Source organism: Desulfobacter curvatus DSM 3379, assembly GCF_000373985.1.
Classification (GTDB): Bacteria; Desulfobacterota; Desulfobacteria; order Desulfobacterales; family Desulfobacteraceae; genus Desulfobacter; species Desulfobacter curvatus.
Genome location: NZ_KB893078.1, coordinates 25,110 through 41,127 on the forward strand (window position 1 = coordinate 25,110; position 16,018 = coordinate 41,127).

Sequence of the window (16,018 nt, forward strand, 5' to 3'; positions counted from 1 at the left end):
TAAATCACCAAGCGTATCGCAATACAACCCCAGCACTAAATCCTGTGTTTCGGGTCACCGAATACAACCCGGGTGTTTTATATCTATGGTTAAACACATTATTTACAAATAAGTTAACATCACAGGGGAAATAATTTTTTATCCGTAGATTAATATCCATCACCCAGGCGTGACGACATGACAGGGTCTCATCCTCCACAGGGAAATAAATCGTCTGGCCGCTGAAATATCTGATTTCAGGCGCAAGAGACAAATTCCGATTAAGATCCCAAACCGCTTTTACCGACCCCATGATGTCCGGCCCGGTCTCATAGGCATGGGATAACTCAATATAATACTCATCGCCGGATAAGATGTAGTCACGATAATAATAGATTTCATCGGTACCGGAGTTATCCAGCAATGTCAAATTTACAAAAAGCGTCAAATCTTGGAACAATTGATGCTCGAGTTCCAGTTCCAAACCATAAATATCCTGACTGTTTGGACTTGAAAGCCCGGCCCCTGCATACCGATCCTCAATAACATGATTATCGATCTCGTTTCGGAACATAGTGACAGCCGCCCGGGTGCCCATATATTTCCATGAAAGGCCTAAATTAAACGTCGTGATCTTTTCAAGCTTAACGTCCGATGCTTCGATCATCCGGAGGGCAAAGGGCGTTCTGTAGCCGGTACCGAAAATCCCTTTAAAGATAAATCTGTCTATGTTCCAGGCAAATCCTGTGGTATAGCTGACTTTGTCCTCATAGGCCTTGTGGCTGTCATAGCGCGCCCCGGTCCAGATTTCCACAAGATTAAATTTATGCCGGTATTGCCCAAATACTGAAAACAGATCATTGGAAAAATCATATTGTGAAATATCGGGAAGGTGTTCAAAATTTTCGTCTGTTAAATATAAGGGGAAAAAGCCCCTCCACTCCGGAACTTGGTCATACTGATCGGATTTCACGGAGATACCTGTGGTTAAAATCCCTTTGGAAAGAAAAAACGACCTGTCGTAAATGACTTCAGCAAAGAGTGAAGACTCCTTACGATCAAAGGTTCCATCTATAATGGTATAATCCAGGGACGTTCCGGACAGGTAGCCCGTAAAGCGCAACCCGGAATCCTGGTCAAGGGATTTTACAGCTTCAAGCTTTACCATATGCCGGGTGGATGCAACCTGTTCTTCCCAGCAAAAATTATCATACCAGTCCGAAACCGTATATGCGTTAAGGCTGTCTGCAAACCGGAATGAAAGCGTCAGCCAATTTTCATAGGTTATGTTTCCATAAAAATTAACGAAATGAGAATCATCGGCATTTTTTATCCCATAACGATCTTCAGGAGGAGTCGCTACAATACCATCATTCCAGAAGCGAACAAGATTTGTTTCAGGACCGTCATCTTTTGCAAACCGCCCTGACACGGAAGCAAACCCAGACCACTTATTTTTTTGATGTCCATAGTTCAGGTAGACTTCCCCGGTGCTGTCCCCTGAAGATGAATTAAGGCCGGCTTGAAAACCATCGATATCCTTGCCTGTGAGCGGAACAATATTGACAACCCCGGCAAAGGCATCCGGTCCCCACAAGACAGAACTGCCCCCTCTTATCACTTCAATACGTTTTACAGCGGCAAGGCTTGTTTCATAATCCATATAATTTTCAGATTTCACCACACCGGACCCTGCGGGCACTGTATCAAAAAGAATCAAGGCAGAATTCGGAATACCTCTCAGATAATAATTGCTGGATCTTTCAGTCTGGTTTATGTGAAATCCGGGCGTGCCTTGGAGGGCCTGGGAGAGGGTAAATGCATTGTCATACTCAAACTCCTGCCTTGTGATGACGTCAACGATGGCCGGCGCGCTCCAGGCAGCCTCTTCTTTTCGCGAGGCAATGGACAGCATCTCTAAATCTTCACCCACGAACATAAGCATGGTATCTGATGCCCATACCCAGGATGCCCCAAAAGAAATCCAGGCGGAAAATAAAATGATTACGGCAATTTTAAGTTTACCTATCAACATTTCATCCTTACTGGTTTGGCTCCATGTTTTTCAGCAACACCCTAAATTTAGAACGGCTCAGGCCCAAAAGTTTTGCTGCAGATGTCTGGTTATTACCAGACTTATCCAATGCCTGCTTGACCAGGTTCATTTGAACCTGCTGCAACGAAATACCGTTGGCCGGTAGCCTTATCACCGTATGTTGAGTCTGGGTGACAGGTTTTCCCACCTGCAGGAAAGACAAGGTCTGGGATGTAATTTTTTGTGTATCCCGGGTTAATATCAGACAGCGCTCAAGCACATTGGCAAGCTCTCTGACGTTTCCCGGCCAAGGGTACTCCATAAGCTTGGTACAAGCACCTTCACTGAGTTCATGCCCTGCGCCAAAGGAAAATGTAGTGATAATATATTGTGCAAGCGGGACAATATCTTCTTTTCTTAGACGCAACGGCGGAATTTCAATGGGAAATACATTAATTCTGTAATATAGATCCTGGCGGAATTTTTTATTCATCACCATTTGACCAAGGTGCTGATTGGTCGCACAGATAACCCTAACGTCGACGGGGATTTCTTCATTCCCCCCGACCCGCTGTATTCTTTTCTCCTGCAAGGCCCGTAAAAGCTTACCCTGGGATTCCAGAGGCATATCCCCGATCTCATCAAGAAACAGCGTCCCGGAGTCTGCAAACTCAAACCGTCCCCGGGTCCTGACGGAAGCACCTGTAAAAGCACCTTTTTCATAGCCGAACAACTCTGATTCCACGAGGTTTGAAGAAATGGCTGCGCAGTTCACTGCCACAAATTTTTTATCACGCCTGGGACTTTTGCTGTGAATATAATTTGCAAGCACTTCTTTGCCTGTCCCGGACTCTCCTAGTATCAACACCGCAGTATCCACTGTGGCTACATTATCTGCCAAAGCCACTACATCCTGCATCGCTTTTGATTTATAAATAAGATTTTTAGACTTCTCGGCGCCGGAAAGAACCCGCTTCATCTCCTGATTTTCTGTGATCAGCCTGGACAAGTTCATGGCCTTTTCAACGGCCAAATGAATTTTTGCCGATTCAAAGGGTTTGGTTATATAATCGCATGCCCCCTGCTGCATCATTTCCACGGCTGAATCAACGGTTGCAAAAGCAGTAATGAAAATGACGGGGGTTAAAATATTTTTCTCCCGCATTTTACAGATGAGTTGCTTGCCGTCCATTACAGGCATTTTAATATCTGAAATTATCAAATCATAGCTGTTATGTTCCAGCATTTCAAGCGCATCGGCCCCATGAACGGCTTTATGCGTTGTTATCCCCTTGCTTTCGAGCATCATTGAAAGAAGGTTTCTTAATTTTTCTTCGTCATCAACTATTAATATCTGTGTCATAAGCTTTTAACACCTCTGGCTCCCGAATATTTGAAAACAATGTTACGCAAAAGCAACATCCACCGATCTCAGGTGATTCAATGCGGATGTTTCCACCGTGGGCCTTTATGGCCTGATCAGCAAAAGCAAGGCCCAGACCTGTTCCGGTTGACTTAGTGGTAAAAAAGGGCTCAAAAATTTTGGCCTTTTGCTCCTGGCTTATGCCAGGCCCCTGATCCTGGATGAATATTTCCCATTTGTGTGGAGTTTTATCCATCTTATAATGTTCCACTACGTCTATCCTGACCGTACCGTTATTATCATTGGCTTCACAGGCGTTTTTAATGATATTTCCTATCCCGCGCGCAAGCAGGTCAAAGTCAGCCTGTGCCTCAAATTTGGATTCGGGAATCCTGCAATCCAGTTTTACTCCGGTCGTTAATGATTGTATATCAAATCCCATGACGATCTGTTCCACCAACTGATTTAAATTTACTTTTGCCAATTGTGGTTTTGCAGGTTTTGAAAACATTAAAAAACTTTCAATAAGGTGATTCAGGCGAACAATTTCCTCCTCTGCATAACTTATCAGCAAATTATTGTCTGGAATATTGAACTCGGATTTAATCAGCTCAAGGGAAGATTTAATAATCCCTAAAGGGTTTTTAACTTCATGGGCAATCATCATTGAAAACTTTCCCACTTCAACCAACGCCTCTTGTCTGGTCAATTTTTCATAGGTACGCACAAGGGTTTTACGGCCTTGGGCCAGAGAATCAAGCATGTTATTGAAAGCCTGACTCAATCGAATGATTTCAGGGGTCGTTCCGGGGGCAGCCCGTACATTTTTGTTGCCCATTGACACCTTTCTGGCTGTATCCGCAAGGGAAACAATAGGTGCGACAAGGGATCTTGAAATAAAATGAAAAATCAAACATGAAATAAAAATCAACGCAAGCGCGCTGACAAGTACTTGATTTTTCATTGCGTTTATAAGCTCAGAGATACCATGGACCGAATAAGTTATCTTCACTTCCCCTATAATTTCAGACGCTTTGTTCTTTTGCGTTCCCCCTACCCAGGCTATGGGTTCCTGACTGGTTGAAGAAAAAACTTTTTTACTGATATGTTCAAAGGGGCCGGGTAAAATTCGCTTTCCCAAAGCAAGCGTTTTTTTGTCTGGATCAAAAATTTCTACGACGGTAACATCATCTTCATTAAGCATATTGTCCACCAATCCTTGAAGCAGATGTTTTTCCCCGATCAACAAACCAAGTTCACAGTTCAAAGCCAGGTACTGAGTCATAAAATCAATGCGCTGGTGAAATCGTTTTGTAACAAAATTACTGATCATAAATATTCCAACCCACCCTAAAATCAACGTAGTCAGTGTAATCAATATGACTGCCGCAGAGAGAAGGCGCGCGTGGATGCTAATATTTTTAAACCTCAACATCATTATTTGACGCTGATTCCTATTTTTTTTGCGATTCTCTGGTTAACAATAGTTTTAAATACAGGCGGTTCAGCCACCCATTGACCTGATTCTATAAATGCTTTTATTTTTAATGCGGCCTGACGGCCTAATGCCTCATAATCAAATTCAAAAGAAAAAACCGCACCAGACAAGGAAAAAAAAGAGTTATAACCAATCACCCCGGTATTTTGATAAATACCCTGCTTAATCACGTACTGAATAATTTTTTCAGAAATAATGGTCTGGTCCGGAATCATCCAAATGGCATCAACTTTACTTATATGCATCTTAACCTGTTGAAAGATCTGGTTTTTTGAGTCTACTTTGATTGGGAGAATTTCAAAAGAATGGTTTAAGGCAGCAGCATCAGCCTGGTTATAAAACACCTGGTTAAACTTTGGATTAAACAAAATGCCGATAGAGTCAAGATTTCTAAGATGCCTACTGATCTGTTCGACCTGGATTTCAACAGGGATCTTTAAAGCAATACCCATGGCATGCTCCGGCAAGCCGGAACAATTTTCCGGATCAAGGATGGCTGTGTATATTTTGGGAGATTGAATACTTCTTGCACTCCAAATAAAAACAGCGGCTTCTGGTCCTATGGCTGCAATGAGTTTATACTTTTCCAGGGTTAGTTCGTGTAAAGCATTTCCTGAGATTGATTCGGTTTCAGGGTCAAGAAAAAAAATATCAACATCCAGTTCAACCTCTTCTGATTTGGACTTGATCCCATCACCAATCTGGATATATGGTTTAATTTTTTTTGAAATCACAACGGCAATGCAATTATTGCCTTTATCATCGCCCCAACATGGGCGATAAAATAAACATAGGCCCAAACTGATAAAAATTATTAATATCTGGCAAAACACTCCCTTGGGCATGGATATGCCAAGATATTTTATAGACCAGCCATGGCATACACTTATTATATCAAACAATCTTTCTGCCAAATAAAAAACCCGAACTCCATATTAAATCATTAAAAATTTATGTGTACACTAATTTATTGGTACCGGAATTTCAAGAACTACGTATAATAACTATTGACTATGAAAAAAAGGGTTTCCGATAAAATAAATGAAAGAGTTTTGCATAGATAAAGTACAAAACTCTTTCACTCTGGAATTACAAACGAAACGCCTTAAAAATGAAGACTTAATTTTTGAGCAAACCCTTATAGTCCTAAACTGTTAAACTATCTACTTGAACCGTTTCTTGGACAGCTACGAGCTGAACGTCATCAATAAAATTTTCCAAAAAATCAGAAGCTGAGATATCGTCAAGAGAATATTCAGCATTCCAGTCCGTGTAAAGGGTTCCAGTCATGTACTCAGATCCGTCAGCACGGGTCTGTACAACAACTTCATCCCAGTCATAAGTCACGGTAGTGCGCATATCAACAGCACCATCCCCATCCAAATCCGTTTCAATTACCTGCTCAATTACATTGTTATCGGCATTATAAGCGTATGTTGTTGTTATTTGATACTCTGTTGTTATAAGGTTGCCGGCTATGTTTGTCATGATAGTTTCATCCATGACTTCTTTTACCACATTGTTGTTACCATCATATGTCGTAGTGGTTTCAGTACGGTTGTCAATATTGCCGTCAGCATCACTATCACGGGTTGAGACCGAATATATCTCATTGCCGTTCTCATCGTAAGTATTGGAGGTTGTCGAGAGGCTGTCAATGATTCCGTCAGCATCGTCATCTTCTTCTTGAGTCGAAGATGTCATATTGTTATTACCATCATAGGTATAGGTTATTGTAATACGCTCATCAATATTGCTGTCAGCATCGTCGTCGTCTTCTTGAATCGAAGATGTCATATTGTTATTGCCATCATAGGTATAGGTGTATGTAACAATACTATCAACAAAACCGTCTGCCTCAAGATCCGTTTCACCAATTAGAGTAAGAATGTTATTGTTTGCATCGTATGTGTAAATGAATGTGTCTCGCTGATCAAGAACGCCATCAGCATTACTATCAGTCTCGCTCACTGAGCTTTCTGCATGCCCGCTGGCATTAAAGGTAAGGGTGTTTGTTTCAATTGAATCGATAGTGCCGTCGGCATTGTTGTCGTTTTCCGTCACCAGTTTAATAGCGTTACCGTTGCCATCATAGGTAGACGTAATTGTAAAGGAGGAGTCTACCGTTCCGTCACCACCCTCATCTATCTCAGTAACTGATTTAACCTCAAGGCCGTCTTCATTATAGTAAATTTTAGATGTGGTAATATTCTGGAGAACAGAATCATAACTCGTGGTGAAAATATCCGTGAAGTCAGCAGTCGTCCCAGAGGAATCATCTCCGGAATCGCTGGTGTCATCAGTAAGAGAAGTGGTGACGATGTCATCAACCATAGAAGTGGCACTTTCGACGGATTCATCAGTTGCATCTACAGACATTAGCAAGTCCTGGGCCATCGGTATGTCGTCAGAAGTATAATCGGCATTGTTGGTTTCTACAGAAAGTGTATAGGCATTGGCGACACTTATTTTATTGTTCAAAACGGTAGCATCATCACCGCCGGCGCCATCTGCAATCTGTTTTGCAATGGTAATCAGGGAAGCTTCGCCGCTTGTTATACGTTCGGTATAAAACTCAATCCCTGCTGCTTCAGCAGAACGGCCGAATAATTGCTGATAAAGATTTTCAATTAATTCTTCAGTGGTCATGGCTCCAAAATTTTCAGTATACTCTTCAGATGTACCAAAGGCCTCCAAGGCCCCGGTCAGATCATCCGTCTCATCAAAAATGTCTGCCCAGTATGCTTGCCCTTCGGGATCTGCCGGACGACCATAATAACCAACGTAAAGCTGCTGAGCCAAATCCATGGATTCTGTTGATGCCATCTTCACATCCTCCTTAAATAAATAAAAAAGCGTAGGCCATTCGCCTTGTTTGCAGTTTTCATAGTATCATTTTTTTTGAATCACCCTACCAGGTCCATGAAATATGGCAATACTTTTTTATCACTACTATCCAAGATAAATTGCTTTGCTGTTTTCGAATGTATCAGACCCTTAAAAATCAGTCATGGATAGTGAATTCTGTATTTCGGCTTTAAAACGTGCTTTGCTACTGCATGATCCCCCCTAACACGGATCAAGGTTCTTAATATACACGCATCGAGTATACAAAGGAGTTGAAGGATAAATGCATCAAAATCAGCATGGACGGTAAAGGCAAGGCCATGCCCAATATTTTCATAGAGCGGTTGTGGCGCAGTGTAAAGTATGAAGATATTTATGTGACAGATTTTGAGTCTGTTGAACAACTACGAAAATCACTGTAAAAACACTTTAATTATCACAATTATGAACGACCACACCAGCGTTTTAACGGTCAGTTTTTGTGGTGCCCATCCTCAAGGTATGCCGCTATGTACTGAAAAAAGCCCTGTTATGACGATTAAATCAAGAAAAAACGGCCTTGATACTGGGGCTTATAATAGCTAGTTGGAAAAATAAAGGATAGAGATTAACCTGAGCTAACCGCTGAACACAACCGTCAATTGCGCACGGCGCTGGAAAGTTTTTGTTGCTGACTGCATTTTGGCTGCAAACTGATACTCGCCAGTTGAACCTATTTTAAAAATGTCGGGTTTCAAACCGTTTTTCACCATTTCATGAACAACATTTGCCGCCCGAGATGCGCCGAGTTCCAGATTAGAAGGATATTTGGGGGTATGAATGGGGTCCGGGTCGGCATATCCGTTGACATAAACTTTGACATCATAGGGCTTAAGGAACCGTGCCAATTTTTCTAAAAAGGATTTATATTCTTTGGCCAAAGTTGCGCTGCCCGAAGAAAAAAGAATCGGCAGGGTATTGTTGATCTTTGCACAACTTCCGTATGCTGGAATGACATCTACCCAATCTTCAAGGCCGGCTTTTTTAAGCGCTTGTTCAATGTCCGCAAGTTTTGTCACTACCTTGGATTTGTCGACGCCTTTTACGGAGACTTTCATGTCCGGTGTGGACTCAATCCGAATCTGGTTTGTGTTCTCTTCATGATTTTTTTTTATATGATAAATCTTCCGGTATTTTGCAGCAGTGCTGTTAAGATACTTTTTTTGCCGCTCAAGCTGAGAAATTTTCCTCTCTTTAAAATCAACTGATTCATGAAGCAACTGCGGAATGCTTCTTCCGGAATCAGATATGCGGCTTATTTTGACAATTAGCCACTCAAGGTCCTTACGCGTATCACGGAGTTGTTCATCCAAAACATCCAATTGACTTTTGTACTCTCCAAGGATTTCCTCCAGTTCTATTAGCGAATACGTTTGCGGATCAGGCTTGAATGTTTGATAAGCACCATTTGCAATGTTGGCATAATATAAGAATGTTATATACACAGGTATCAAAATAAACACGATCCTGCCTGGGAATATCGATTTCGAAAGAAGAGTTCCCATGCGGCCCCCTGTTAATAGTCTGTTAAATTGAAAACCGTCTTTGTACCAGAAATTGAACTATTAGCTCTTATCTGCAATGCCCACAGGCCACCAAACCATACCTTGTTTCGAAAAATTAATTCTTAACCTTAGCCGGGCCAAGGTGATGCCATAATCGGCCTGGGTAATTTCCATCACTTCGGTACCTCTTAACCAGGATTGTGTATGCAGCCGAATTGCATCCTGGCTCACCGTCCCCCTGCCCGCTTTCATATATGCATCCACATAAACGCCGCGTACTTTTTCAACCAGCTGCCGATATCCATCGGCAACGGCAGCACGCTCGGCCATGAGTATTGCTTCCCCTTTAGTTAATGCATTTTCAGGTTCAAGCCCCTTGCCCGTTACCTGAAACGTGACAACTTTTTGATTCACCGTGTTGTCTGCAGAAGGATCCAGAACGCCTCCCGGCCCTCCTCTCGAAAAATTCATATTAGTGCAGCCCCATACGGATAAAACAATTAAACATGACGACAAAGCCAATAATTTCTTCATGGCATTTTTCTCCTCTCTGCAGTTAGCCGTTGCAAAATCAAATGCGCAACCATTGATTCACATCTTGTATTCATGTTAAAAATTAATCGTCAGGTAGGGCTTTAAACTTTAGAAACATTGCTTTTTCAACTTTAAAGTTAGAATAAAGCCAACAACCCACGGTTAAAACGGACAATTAAATGCAATCTAATTTTAAAACTCATTTAAAAACCTATTCAATAAAAGCTTACTCAAAATTCATACCTTGTTTCACAAAAAAAAATGGCCGGCTGTTCACCACAGGTATGTTTCTGGTTCTAATATGCTTGAAATCCCTTGTTGCCGGGGATCTCAAAGGAATTTCCACCTATTACATTCGATTCGACCTTAAAAGCTCCAGCCAGCGGATCACCGACGGAAAACTGACAATGGTGCCGGCATATGAGGAGTTCAGGGCGGCAAAATTTTCTTATTTTCCGATATCCGGCATCATCCCGGCCCTGCCCCAGGAAACGGCCCGAACCATTGAAGCCAAAGTAAAACAAAATGCCTTTATTCAACTATTAGAGCAAAAGGGGTTAAAATCGGTAACAACCTTGAATTATGATACGATTGTCAGTTATGAAGGCTGTGTCCAGGTGCCTATTACCCTGCTTATTTCGCCGTATGATGATAAAAACAAAGGATATCCATATACTGCCCGGGTGCTCTTCAGCCCGTTAAGCTTTCCGGATCAGTGGGAATCATTGCGTCGACGGTTTAAAATGAAAGAGATTCTTGATAATTTTTTCCTTTTCTTCCAATAACAGCCATGGGCGGACCTGGCCTATCAACACCCAGGCTCATCCCACAACAAACAATGAAAGTAATGTAACTTCTCAATAAGTGTGGGGAACAAATAAAAAATCGATAGACATTGTTCTTTTTGTGTACTTATATTCACCGCATGAAAACGATCGGGCAAATACTCAAAATGGCTAAAGATGAAGAATCTCCTATAATCTCAGAGTTGATAGACTATATCAAACAGCAAGGGGACATGATTCAAAAATTGAAAGATGAGCTTGCCGAATTAAAAGGCCAGAAGGCCAAACCCAAAATCAAACCTTCAAATCTTGATAAGAAAACAGCCATAAAAAGGAAAAACACTCAGGATAAAAAACGACCGGGTTCCCAAAAGAGATCAAAGACAAAGCAACTCGAGATTAATGAGGACAAAATTGTCCAGCCGGATTTAATCCCTGCCGGCAGCGAATTTAAAGGGTATCAGGATTTCATCGTCCAAGATCTCATCATAGGAAACTGGAACATCCGATATCGAAAAGCTCGATATAGAACCCCCAACGGGGGCTATATTGTCGGCGGGTTGCCGGATCATGTTTCTCAAAATCATTTTGGTTCTACTTTGACAGCCTTTATATTGTATCAATACTATCATGGCCATGTTACCCAACCGTTGATTCTTGAGCAACTGCGAGAGTATGGCATCAGTATTTCAAGCGGGCAGATCAATTCGATCATCACCGAAAATAAAGATCAATATCATGCAGAAAAAGATGAAATCTTATCTGCGGGATTAAAATTTTCAAGCCATATTAATGTGGATGATACCGGTGCCAGGCATAATGGGAAAAATGGTTACTGCACCCATATCGGTAATAACTTTTTCGCCTGGTTTAAAAGTACCGACAGCAAAAGCAGAATCAATTTCCTCCAGTTATTGCGGTGCAACCATGAAGATTATGTGATTAACGACGCTGCCATTGAATATATGAAACATCAGCGGCTTCCCAAGTACCAACTGGAAAAATTTCAAAATCAGTGTTTTTCAACTGAACGCAACTGGAAATCATTTTTGTTTCAGAACAAAATCCGTAAAAAACGCCACAAAAGGATTGCAACCGAGGGAGCTCTTCTGGGCAGCCTGCTTGATCATGGCTGGAATCATGATCTTGCCATAATCAGTGATGATGCAGGTCAGTTCAATATCTTGACCCATGCTTTATGCTGGGTCCATGCAGAAAGAACAATCCAGAAATTAATCGGTTTTACACAAAAACGAAAGGATCAAATTGAGTCGGTCCGATCCGATATATGGGATTTATACTCTGATTTAAAAAAATATCAGCAAGGCCCGACAAGGGGAGCAAAGTCGGACCTCAATAAACGGTTTGATAATATTTTTGGACAAAAAACCGGTTATGCGGCGTTAGACCTGGCCCTAAACAGAATCCTCAAAAACAAGTCTGAACTGTTGTTGGTTCTTGAGAGGCCTGATATTCCATTGCATAACAATTTGAGCGAAAGCGATATCCGGGAATATGTCAAGAAACGAAAAATCAGTGGTTCAACCAGAAGCCCTGCGGGGAGGACCTGCCGAGACACCTTTACAAGTATTAAAAAGACTTGCAGAAAATTAGGGGTTTCGTTTTGGGATTACCTGATAGATCGGATTGAGACCAGAAAAAATATCCCCTCCCTTTCGGATTTAATGGTAAGGAAAATGGAAGAACAAATTTTGTAATTCCTAACCCTGATTTATTGAGAAGTTACAAAGTAATTCAACAACTTATTGGAACTTTTATATAAACACTTTAAAAAACATGAAAAATAAAATCCAACTATATCTTTGCTCGACAGGTTGTTACGGAATAAATAATTTTTCCAAGTTCAAGGCGGAAAATAAATTTGGCCACAGGCATACATGCAGTATTCCGAGGACCAAATTTATTTCTCCAACGCAGAAATTGGGGAAATTAGCATTCCGTAACAGCCTGTCGACTATTTTGGTTCTTTTTCTGACCCTTTCAACATCGTTGTGTGTTTGGGCCCAAACATCGGGCATTATTCTGTCCGATGATGAGGGCAAAACGATTTATGCAAAGAATCCGGATAATCCTTTAATCCCTGCATCAACTTTGAAGATACTGACCAGCCTTGCGGCAATTAAAACGTTAGGCCCGGATTTCCATTTCCAGACATGGGCCTGTTACGACGAAACGACTTGTGACCTTTACCTGAAGGGATTTGGAGATCCTTTGTTTATCTCCGAGGAGATAAACAAGTTTGCACATCAAATATCACACCATCTTTTCAAACAGGTATCTGAAGGAATTATCCCATCTGCGGTTATCCGGGATATCATTGTGGACCAAACCTATTATGCGCCCCACATTACAATCCCCGGTGCCGGGTCCTCCTCCAATCCCTATGATGCCACAAACGGAGCGCTGTGTGCCAATTTTAACACAATTTTTCTAAAATGGGACCGCCGGAACAGACAATATATCTCTGCTGAAAGGCAAACCCCATTTCCGGACATTCTGGCACGGCAGATTACGCCCGGCTCAAAAAAAGCAGACAGAATTCTTCTGTCCCATGATCTTCGTCAAGATTACCCGGGCATACTGATGCACTATTTTTTAAAGGAACCCGGGGTTAAGGTGACAGGGTCAGTCCGGACGGGTAAATTTATAGGTTCTGATGAAGGCTGCATTGTTTACACATCCGCCTTTAGCCTGGCAGACATTATTGAAAAATTACTGAAATTTTCAAACAACTTTATTGCCAACCAGCTGATGCTAACCATGGGAGCCCGCACCTTCGGCCCGCCGGCCACCCTTGAAAAAGGAACCGCTGTCCTGAACAAATTTGCAGAAGAAACACTGGGGTTAAGAAATGTTGCGATTGTTGAGGGCTCCGGCCTGTCCCGGCGCAACCAATTAACGCCTGGTCAGATGAAAGATATTCTTATTGCTTTTATGCCCTGGTATGAATTGTTAAGAAAAGATGAAAATGAATTTTATAAAACCGGTACGCTGTCGGATGTTAGAAGCCGTGCAGGATTTATTCGTGGAAAGAATAACCGACTTTACCCCTTTGTGATCATGCTGAATCAAACCAGCACCGGATATGATGCCATCAGGCGTATGCTCAAGGGAAAGGTGGACTTAGCGCCTTAACGGTGGTCACGATTAAGGGAGCGCATGCTCACAAAGTTGCCATAGATACCGTATTTCTTACTTCTGCTCAAATTCATAGTCTGCTTGTGACTCACAAATTCTGTCAGGCATATTCCTTTTAATTAATCCGATTATCATAGAAACTGTCTCCTTCAGTATTTGCTTTCCCTGTTGATTACTTCTTTTTCTTTGAACTTAGCGCGCTAACGCGCGGACTTTTTAATCTCGAACAAATTCCATAGTTTCGTTATTGCATCCAGGGCATCCAAGTACCGGCATAAAGCCATCAGAATACCGGCCCTCAAATTTAGCCATTCCTATCTCAACATCAATTATCGCTTCATTTACCTTCATCTCACAATGGCAATGGGAACAACGATAACTGTACTCCTCCGGAGGAGGGCCGAACGGTATGTCCTCCCCCTCTATCAACTTTTTTTTGCTCAATTTTCACTTCCTCTAAAGTCGAAAAAATATCATACAGATTACCGTATTTGGGATGCCATATCGACATCAATTCCATAATGTTTTCGCAATATTGACACCTCATGGGATCTATCCCACTGATTTCCTGATATCTTTCCCGATATTTTTCGACCTGTGCGGGTGGCTTAAGCAGCCAGCTTGAAATCTAAGCTCTTTGTTTCAAACCATTTTTCATTTTCTTTATTTCTTTTTATGGCCGTGATTGTTGCCAATCCAACTGAACCCGCTTTTGACCAACTCATTCCATTGTGTTTTTGACGGCTTGAGACGACAAGGTCATTCATTTTTTCACCGATAGCACTGGAGTTACATAAACCCAGTTCTTTCCTTACCGCATAGCAGGGAATATACGGTTTATTCCTTTTCAAATAAGCAATCAGTTTATCTAATTTTTCCACTTGCTTTATGGAATCTTTATCGATTGCCTCCAAATGGCCTACAGCTTCATCAATTAACCCATACCACAACAGCGGCTTAAGATTATCAAGAATTTCGTTACGGATGAATCGTCCCTTAAGCGCCAGGCTCAATTGTTCTTTGCATTTCTTTTCCAAATGATACCAATCAAGGATGACACCAATATTCCCATACCAACTGAACCAGTTAAAAATGGAATCGTTTAGTATTTTATGACCGTCGGTGAAGAACTGGATACGGTCGCCTATCAAATCATTATGGAACAGAAAAGCTGTTAAAAATAACAAGACATATTTTGTGCCAGGGCCATTCAACACATATTTACCCGCATGTGCTTTGGATATGTGAGCAATGGTGTTGTGGATATATTTCCGTTTTCCTCGTTCCAATTTGATATCGCCGGGACGGAACTCTTCTTGTTTCTTTACTCAACTTTCTGACATTAAATATAGAACATAACAGACTGAATTTATAAAAAATATTGCGGGATTCGCTATCTATGATATACTATAGTTCGACCAAAAACATAGAAATCAAAGAAAGGAATCTCGCTAAAATGAATACTACCCCGCTCGAAGATCAAAATCAAACCCTTGCCCATGAAAAACTTGGAGTCTTTAGTTCGTACTTTGCCAAATTAAAAGTTGGGAGCCTTTTGAACCGGTCTGGAATAGTGAAGACTAAAGGAGCTTCACCATTAGAGATTTTTACAATCATTTTCAACCTGTCGTTCGTTGGCAAAAATTTTTATGAGGGTATTGTTCGGAACCGACAGATTAAAATCGGCAAAGATGCTGTATACAACTTCCTCAATTCATCGACTTATAATTGGCGGCGCTTTACTCTAATCCTTTTTTCGAAAATTTATCTTCTCATCAGAAGGCTTCTCGATGATAATTCACCTGAAGAAGTTTTGATTTTTGACGACTCCCCCTATGATCGCAGTCGCTCCAAAAAAGTTGAACTACTGGCCAAGGTGTTCGATCATTCGACCATGAAATTTTTAAAAGGATTTCGACTGCTCACCCTCGGCTGGTCTGATGGTAATAGTTTTTTGGGAATTGACTTTGCTCTTTTATCTTCTGCAAAACAGAAAAATCGATACAATTGAGAGCAATCACAAAAATTCATGGAAAAGATGAAGATAATTTGCAAGATATGCAAGGTTTGAGGCAGAAGCTCCTCCGTTTATCTCGCAAATAATCAATGGAAACTCCTGCCTCCCCACCCATTAACAGGGCAGGAGATATGCTATCAGAAGCACTAAAAAACGAAAGCCTTTTTCGGGATCTATACAAAATAGATCTGGCAACAGCTGAACAGTATCGGCAAATGAAGTGCCCTCACTGCCAGGGGCCACTGTATTATGCAAAT

General features: G+C 41.5%; 13 protein-coding genes and 1 pseudogene. 5 read left to right on the forward strand and 9 right to left on the reverse strand.

Annotated features, from left to right (window positions below; translation table 11 throughout):
• Positions 1–4: 4 nt before the first annotated feature.
• The 5 genes from B147_RS0118020 to B147_RS30520 form a co-directional block, all read right to left on the reverse strand.
• Complete coding sequence (locus B147_RS0118020) at positions 5–2,014, reverse strand: TonB-dependent receptor plug domain-containing protein (protein ID WP_020588602.1); 2,010 nt, start codon at positions 2,012–2,014, stop codon at positions 5–7.
• 7 nt (positions 2,015–2,021) lie between these two features.
• The gene (locus B147_RS0118025) at positions 2,022–3,377 is read right to left on the reverse strand and encodes a sigma-54-dependent transcriptional regulator (protein WP_020588603.1); all 1,356 of its coding nucleotides are present in this window, start codon (positions 3,375–3,377) and stop codon (positions 2,022–2,024) included.
• A complete protein-coding gene (locus B147_RS0118030; protein ID WP_020588604.1) occupies positions 3,355–4,710 on the reverse strand; it encodes a sensor histidine kinase in 1,356 nt (451 codons plus the stop codon). The genes B147_RS0118025 and B147_RS0118030 overlap by 23 nt, the downstream gene beginning before the upstream one ends.
• 104 nt (positions 4,711–4,814) lie before the next feature.
• Positions 4,815–5,609 carry an ABC transporter substrate-binding protein gene (locus B147_RS0118035; RefSeq protein WP_245569050.1) on the reverse strand — a complete coding sequence of 265 codons (795 nt, stop codon included), beginning with the start codon at positions 5,607–5,609 and terminating at the stop codon, positions 4,815–4,817.
• Positions 5,610–6,021: 412 nt separating this feature from the next.
• Positions 6,022–7,701, reverse strand: coding sequence for a DUF4214 domain-containing protein (locus B147_RS30520; RefSeq protein WP_020588606.1), 1,680 nt, complete (start codon positions 7,699–7,701; stop codon positions 6,022–6,024).
• 293 nt (positions 7,702–7,994) lie between these two features.
• On the opposite strand from B147_RS30520, the gene B147_RS33560 reads away from it, so the two are divergent.
• A complete protein-coding gene (locus tag B147_RS33560) occupies positions 7,995–8,144 on the forward strand; it encodes an integrase core domain-containing protein (RefSeq protein WP_020588607.1) in 150 nt (49 codons plus the stop codon).
• 195 nt (positions 8,145–8,339) lie between these two features.
• Here the strand turns inward: B147_RS33560 and B147_RS0118050 are convergent, their stop codons facing one another.
• Positions 8,340–9,266 carry an OmpA/MotB family protein gene (locus tag B147_RS0118050; RefSeq protein WP_020588608.1) on the reverse strand — a complete coding sequence of 309 codons (927 nt, stop codon included), beginning with the start codon at positions 9,264–9,266 and terminating at the stop codon, positions 8,340–8,342.
• Positions 9,267–9,326: 60 nt separating this feature from the next.
• Positions 9,327–9,800 (reverse strand): hypothetical protein, encoded by a 474-nt coding sequence (locus B147_RS0118055; protein ID WP_033397597.1) that lies wholly within the window; start codon positions 9,798–9,800, stop codon positions 9,327–9,329.
• Between the two features lie 305 nt (positions 9,801–10,105).
• On the opposite strand from B147_RS0118055, the gene B147_RS0118060 reads away from it, so the two are divergent.
• From B147_RS0118060 to B147_RS0118070, 3 genes are all read left to right on the forward strand, one after another.
• On the forward strand, positions 10,106–10,585 hold the full coding sequence (locus B147_RS0118060) for a hypothetical protein (RefSeq protein WP_245569052.1): 480 nt from the start codon (positions 10,106–10,108) through the stop codon (positions 10,583–10,585).
• Positions 10,586–10,752: 167 nt separating this feature from the next.
• Positions 10,753–12,303 carry an IS66 family transposase gene (locus B147_RS0118065; RefSeq protein WP_026259719.1) on the forward strand — a complete coding sequence of 517 codons (1,551 nt, stop codon included), beginning with the start codon at positions 10,753–10,755 and terminating at the stop codon, positions 12,301–12,303.
• Positions 12,304–12,526: 223 nt separating this feature from the next.
• Positions 12,527–13,741: a D-alanyl-D-alanine carboxypeptidase/D-alanyl-D-alanine-endopeptidase gene (locus tag B147_RS0118070; protein WP_033397608.1), complete on the forward strand. Its 1,215-nt coding sequence runs from the start codon at positions 12,527–12,529 to the stop codon at positions 13,739–13,741.
• Positions 13,742–13,960: 219 nt separating this feature from the next.
• On the opposite strand, the gene B147_RS0118080 is transcribed toward B147_RS0118070, so the two are convergent.
• Entirely contained in the window at positions 13,961–14,188 is a 228-nt protein-coding gene (locus B147_RS0118080; RefSeq protein ID WP_020588613.1) for a hypothetical protein, read from the reverse strand.
• Between the two features lie 164 nt (positions 14,189–14,352).
• Positions 14,353–15,033: a hypothetical protein gene (locus B147_RS0118085; RefSeq protein ID WP_020588614.1), complete on the reverse strand. Its 681-nt coding sequence runs from the start codon at positions 15,031–15,033 to the stop codon at positions 14,353–14,355.
• A gap of 167 nt (positions 15,034–15,200) precedes the next feature.
• Here B147_RS0118085 and B147_RS28835 point away from each other — a divergent pair.
• A pseudogene (locus B147_RS28835) lies at positions 15,201–15,752 on the forward strand (transposase); the annotation flags it as partial.
• Between the last annotated feature and the right edge of the window lie 266 nt (positions 15,753–16,018).

What these genes read in the sequence shown, in the direction of transcription:
- B147_RS0118025 (WP_020588603.1), bottom strand. Translation starts at nt 3,377, where the DNA reads ATGACACAGATATTAATAGTTGATGACGAAGAAAAATTAAGAAACCTT.
- B147_RS0118050 (WP_020588608.1), bottom strand. Translation starts at nt 9,266, where the DNA reads ATGGGAACTCTTCTTTCGAAATCGATATTCCCAGGCAGGATCGTGTTT.
- B147_RS0118065 (WP_026259719.1), top strand. Translation starts at nt 10,753, where the DNA reads ATGGCTAAAGATGAAGAATCTCCTATAATCTCAGAGTTGATAGACTAT.
- B147_RS30520 (WP_020588606.1), bottom strand. Translation starts at nt 7,701, where the DNA reads ATGGCATCAACAGAATCCATGGATTTGGCTCAGCAGCTTTACGTTGGT.
- B147_RS0118055 (WP_033397597.1), bottom strand. Translation starts at nt 9,800, where the DNA reads ATGAAGAAATTATTGGCTTTGTCGTCATGTTTAATTGTTTTATCCGTA.
- B147_RS0118020 (WP_020588602.1), bottom strand. Translation starts at nt 2,014, where the DNA reads ATGTTGATAGGTAAACTTAAAATTGCCGTAATCATTTTATTTTCCGCC.
- B147_RS0118030 (WP_020588604.1), bottom strand. Translation starts at nt 4,710, where the DNA reads ATGATCAGTAATTTTGTTACAAAACGATTTCACCAGCGCATTGATTTT.